Genomic DNA, 4,810 nt, shown 5'->3' with positions numbered 1-4,810 from the left:
TTCAAGCTGGAGGTGAAAACCCCCACCGCCTATCTGTGCGAATTCCTCGACTGAGTGACCGAATGCAGATGAGTGGCTGAACAGTGCCAAGGAGCGGGCCCAAGTCCCGCACCTTCTCTTTGACGCCCGCGCGCTCATTCCAACCTTTCCTGCCCGCTGCCAGCCACTCATTTGTATGCCGCCATCACACGCCTCAGCTTCCCTGCTTTCCATCGACTACAAAAAAATTACAATGTTTAGACAAACCCCATAATCGGAGTGGTGTCATGATCAGTGTCTTCGACCTGTTTTCCATCGGGATCGGCCCTTCTTCTTCGCATACCGTGGGGCCGATGCGGGCCTCCTGCACCTTTGTTAAAGAGCTCAAGCGACAGGGTCTGCTACCCCGGATCGGACGGGTAGAAGTGGAATGCTACGGCTCCCTTGGTCAGACCGGCAAGGGCCACGGCACCGGCAAGGCCATCATTCTGGGGTTGGCCGGCTTTGATCCGGAATCCGTGGACATAGAGGCGATTCCCGCCTTCCTCAGCGAAGTGGATCGCAACCAGTCGCTGCTGCTGGCCGGCGAGCAGCCATGCCAGTTCGCCCGAAGTGGGGCCATCATCTTCAATCGCCGCAAGACACTGCCCGCCCACTCCAACGGCATGACGCTGCGGGCCTTCGCCAGCGAAACCCTGCAGTTCGAGCAGACCTACTACTCGGTCGGCGGCGGCTTCATTATAGAAGAGAGCCACTTTGCCAACGCCAAAGAAGAGGCGGCCCGCTTCGATGCCGCCCATCCCATTCCCTACCCGTTCGAGAGCGGCGCCCAGCTGCTGGCCCATTGCCAGGAGAGTGGCCTCTCCATCTCGGGTCTGATGCTGGCCAACGAGAAGGTGTTTCGCAGCGAACAAGAGATAAAAGCGGGACTGCGCAAGATCTGGCAGGCGATGCAGGCCTGTGTCGAGCGCGGCTGTCGCAGTGAAGGGGTACTGCCAGGTGGCCTCAAGGTGAAACGCCGGGCCCCGGCCCTCCATCGTCAGCTCAGTTGCGAGACCAACTTCAACAAGGATCCCCTGATGGTGATCGAGTGGGTGGACTTGTTTGCGCTGGCCGTCAACGAAGAGAACGCCGCCGGAGGCAGGGTGGTCACCGCCCCCACCAACGGCGCCGCCGGCATCATTCCCGCCGTGCTGCACTACTATGATCGTTTTGTACGCAAGGTGGATGATGAACTGCTGCTGAGCTACTTCCTTACCGCCGCCGCCATCGGCATCCTATATAAGAAGAACGCCTCCCTGTCGGGGGCCGAAGTGGGCTGTCAGGGGGAAGTGGGCGTCGCCTGCTCCATGGCCGCCGGCGCCCTGACCGAAATCCTGGGTGGCAGTCCCGCCATCGTCGAGAATGCCGCCGAGATCGGCATGGAACACAACCTGGGCCTCACCTGCGATCCGGTGGGCGGGCTGGTGCAGGTGCCCTGCATAGAGCGCAACGCCATGGGTGCGGTCAAGGCCATCAATGCCTCCCGCCTGGCCCTGCGTGGCACGGGTGAGCACAAGGTGTCCCTGGACAAGGTGATCAAGACCATGTGGGAAACCGGCAACGACATGAAGACCAAGTACAAGGAAACCGCTCGCGGTGGCCTGGCGGTTAACATTACAGAATGTTAACAACAGCCAATTGACTCCACTTTGTCCCCACATACCCGGCCTGGCCGGGTATTTTTATGGGCAAACGCTTAACAAAATGGATAAGCATCAAAATAAATTTTATACTCGCGTCTCTGATTCAACAAAAATAGATCTATTTCAACTTTTTTTAGGCTTTGAACCGTTACACTACGGTTATCTGGTTCATTGACCTCGGCGACGACGCCCTCGTCCCATGGATCACCCCGTTTCTGCGAGTGGGCATGGCGCCCCCTTCTATCCTGAGGTAATTGTTACATGATCAGCGTTTTTGATATCTTCAAAATCGGTGTTGGCCCCTCCTCTTCCCACACTGTCGGCCCGATGAAAGCTGCCAAACAGTTCGTGGATGAACTGCGTGCAGGCGGCAAGATCCGTGACATCACCCGGATCCAGGTCGATGTTTATGGCTCTCTCTCCTGGACCGGTAAAGGTCATCACACCGATACCGCTATCATCATGGGTCTGGCGGGTAACCTGCCGGAAAACGTCGACATCGACGCCATCCCTGAATTCATCTCCCGCGTAGAGCAGACCGGCCGCCTGCCGATCGGCCTGCACTGCCACACTGTCAGCTTCCCCAAGGGTGCCATGGTGTTCCATGATGAGGCCCTGCCGCTGCATGAGAATGGCATGAAGCTGACTGCCTTCATCGAAGATGACGCTGTCTACAGCAAGACCTACTACTCCATCGGTGGTGGTTTCATCGTCGACGAAGAGAACTTCGGCAAGGCCGACAGCGGCGACATGTCCGTCAACTACCCGTTCAAGAGCGCGGCTGAGCTTATCGCCCACTGCAGCCAGACCGGGCTCTCCATCTCCACCCTGATGCTGGAGAACGAGAAGTGCTTCAACACCCCGGAAGAGATCTACAAGAAGCTCGGCAAGATCTGGAACACAATGCGTGAAGGGATCGAGCGTGGCTGTCGCACCGAAGGTGTGCTGGCCGGCCCGCTGCGTGTACCACGCCGCGCCGCGCCCCTCTACCGTCAGCTGACCACCAACGAGAATCTCTCCAACGATCCGATGAATATCATCGACTGGGTCAACATGTTTGCCCTTGCGGTGAGTGAAGAGAACGCCGCCGGTGGCCGCGTCGTCACGGCACCGACCAACGGCGCCGCCGGTATCATCCCGGCCGTGCTGGCCTACTACGACAAGTTCATCCAGCCGGTGGGTCGCGACGAATACACCCGTTTCTATCTGGCTGCCGGTGCCGTGGGCATGCTCTACAAGATGAACGCCTCTATCTCCGGCGCCGAAGTCGGTTGCCAGGGTGAAGTGGGTGTCTCCTGCTCCATGGCCGCCGCGGGTCTGACCGAACTGATGGGCGGCAGCCCGGAGCACGTGTGTGAAGCCGCCGAGATCGGCATGGAGCACAATCTGGGTTTGACCTGTGATCCGGTTGCCGGTCAGGTGCAGGTGCCTTGCATCGAGCGCAATGCCATCGCGGCCATGAAGGCGGTCAACGCCTCCCGCATGGCCCTGCGTCGTACCTCCAAGCCCCGCGTCTCCCTGGACAAGGTCATCGAGACCATGTACATCACCGGCAAGGACATGGACTCCAAGTACCGTGAAACCTCCCGTGGTGGTTTGGCCATCAAGGTAATGCAGGTTGCCTGCGATTAAGCTGCGGCTGCCAAAAATACAAAAAGGCGGGAATTCCCGCCTTTTTGTTGCCCGTTATTTCGATTACCTCGCCTGACTTGTCATCCCTGCTCATCCCATATTCCCGCGCCCCATTCCCCCCTCAAGATAAATACAGCGTTCCACACGCCACCTGAACCGTCCGGGTCTGCACCGATTATTCCACGAGGCGATCGGCCAGGGTGACCACCGCCACCACGAAATAGTGGGAGCGATTCCAGTGGCGCAACACCAGATAGTTGGGATAAGCCAGATAGGCGCGGCCTTTGGCATCATCGGGGCGCACCAGAGAGGCCTGCATCTCGACCCCGGGCAAGGGTGAACCATCGAGCTGACGAACGCCAAGAGCCTGCCACGCCGACAGCTGCCGGGTCTGCTCCAGCCCGAGCAAGGCGGGATCCAGCCCCTCAGGCAACCTGACCTGACGCCCCCAGGTTTCATCGCCGTGCCAACCATTCTGCTGCAGATAATTGGCTGCCGAACCAAACACATCCGCGAGATTGCCCCACAAGTCCTTCTTGCCGTCCCCATCCTGATCGACCGCGTACTTGAGGAAGGAAGATGGCATGAACTGCACCTGCCCCATAGCACCGGCCCAGGAGCCCTTGAAGGCGGATGGGGTCACATGCCCCTGCTCTATGATGCGCAGGGCATCCAGCAGTTGCCCCTTGAAAAAGTCCTCCCGCCGACCATCCCAGGCCAGGGTCGCCAGCGAGGAGATCAGCGGATAGGTGCCGGTCAATTTACCGAAATTGGTTTCTATGCCCCACAAGGCGACAATAAAACGGGGCTGCACGTCATATTCTGCCCCTATTTTTGTGAGCAGCGGCAAATGCTGACGATATAGGGCCTTGGCCTGATTGACCTTCCATTGCGGAACCGCGCGTGGAATATAGCTGTCCAGCGTCAGTTTAAATTCTGGCTGGTTTTTATCGTGTTTGATGGCGGGCTCGATGACCCGAATATTGGCAAAGGCAGCGGCCACCGTTTCAGGCTTGATACCGGCAGCCAGGGCCTGCTGTTTGAGTCCAGCCACATAGGCGTAAAAATCGGGGCTGGCCTGCAAGGGGGCACTTAACAGCCCGCTGAATAATAACAGAGCCAGCCGACACTTCATCAGCGCGAGGCCTTTAATTGTGCCTTGTGCTGTTCCAGCAGATTTTCCGGCGGCGGTGGCACCTGCAGATAGAAGCCCTGACTTGTCAGCGCCGCCATCACCCGGCTGGTCGAAGCGATCCCCAAGGGCCTGGCTGGGTCCAGCTTGGTCATCAATACCAGCTCAGGGCGACCAAATGTCCTCATCAGCACCTCGGGTACACGGGAAAAATCCTCTCTTCTTTCAACAAAAAGATAGGTCTCGGCTTTTTTGCGACTTTTATAGACTGCACATAACATGGAAATTGATATAATCCGACGGGTTTATTGCCTCTGATGGTGGCAAACTATAACATCAGGAATTGAATAACAATAACGGATTACCGTCTCTGTCTCGGGGA

The 4,810-nt window shown here is 58.0% G+C and carries 4 protein-coding genes; 2 read left to right on the top strand and 2 right to left on the bottom strand.

Translation table 11 applies throughout. The features are described from left to right. The first annotated feature begins 266 nt into the window (after window positions 1-266). Window positions 267-1,649, top strand: a complete 1,383-nt coding sequence (locus AAC083_RS15840) for an L-serine ammonia-lyase (RefSeq protein ID WP_108537097.1) — start codon at window positions 267-269, stop codon at window positions 1,647-1,649. A 276-nt stretch (window positions 1,650-1,925) separates the two neighbouring features. Beyond that, window positions 1,926-3,296, top strand: coding sequence for an L-serine ammonia-lyase (locus AAC083_RS15835; RefSeq protein WP_108537095.1), 1,371 nt, complete (start codon window positions 1,926-1,928; stop codon window positions 3,294-3,296). 175 nt (window positions 3,297-3,471) lie between these two features. Here the strand turns inward: AAC083_RS15835 and AAC083_RS15830 are convergent, their stop codons facing one another. Continuing rightward, window positions 3,472-4,431, bottom strand: a complete 960-nt coding sequence (locus tag AAC083_RS15830) for a lytic murein transglycosylase (protein ID WP_108537094.1) — start codon at window positions 4,429-4,431, stop codon at window positions 3,472-3,474. After that, window positions 4,431-4,709, bottom strand: coding sequence for a YcgL domain-containing protein (locus AAC083_RS15825; RefSeq protein ID WP_042037332.1), 279 nt, complete (start codon window positions 4,707-4,709; stop codon window positions 4,431-4,433). The genes AAC083_RS15830 and AAC083_RS15825 overlap by 1 nt, the downstream gene beginning before the upstream one ends. Window positions 4,710-4,810 lie beyond the last annotated feature (101 nt).

Source organism: Aeromonas sp. HMWF014 (genome assembly GCF_963878295.1).
In the GTDB taxonomy this organism is placed as follows: domain Bacteria; phylum Pseudomonadota; class Gammaproteobacteria; order Enterobacterales; family Aeromonadaceae; genus Aeromonas; species Aeromonas popoffii.
Note: the sequence above shows the minus strand (reverse complement) of the source record. Positions and strands in the feature narration are given on the sequence as shown.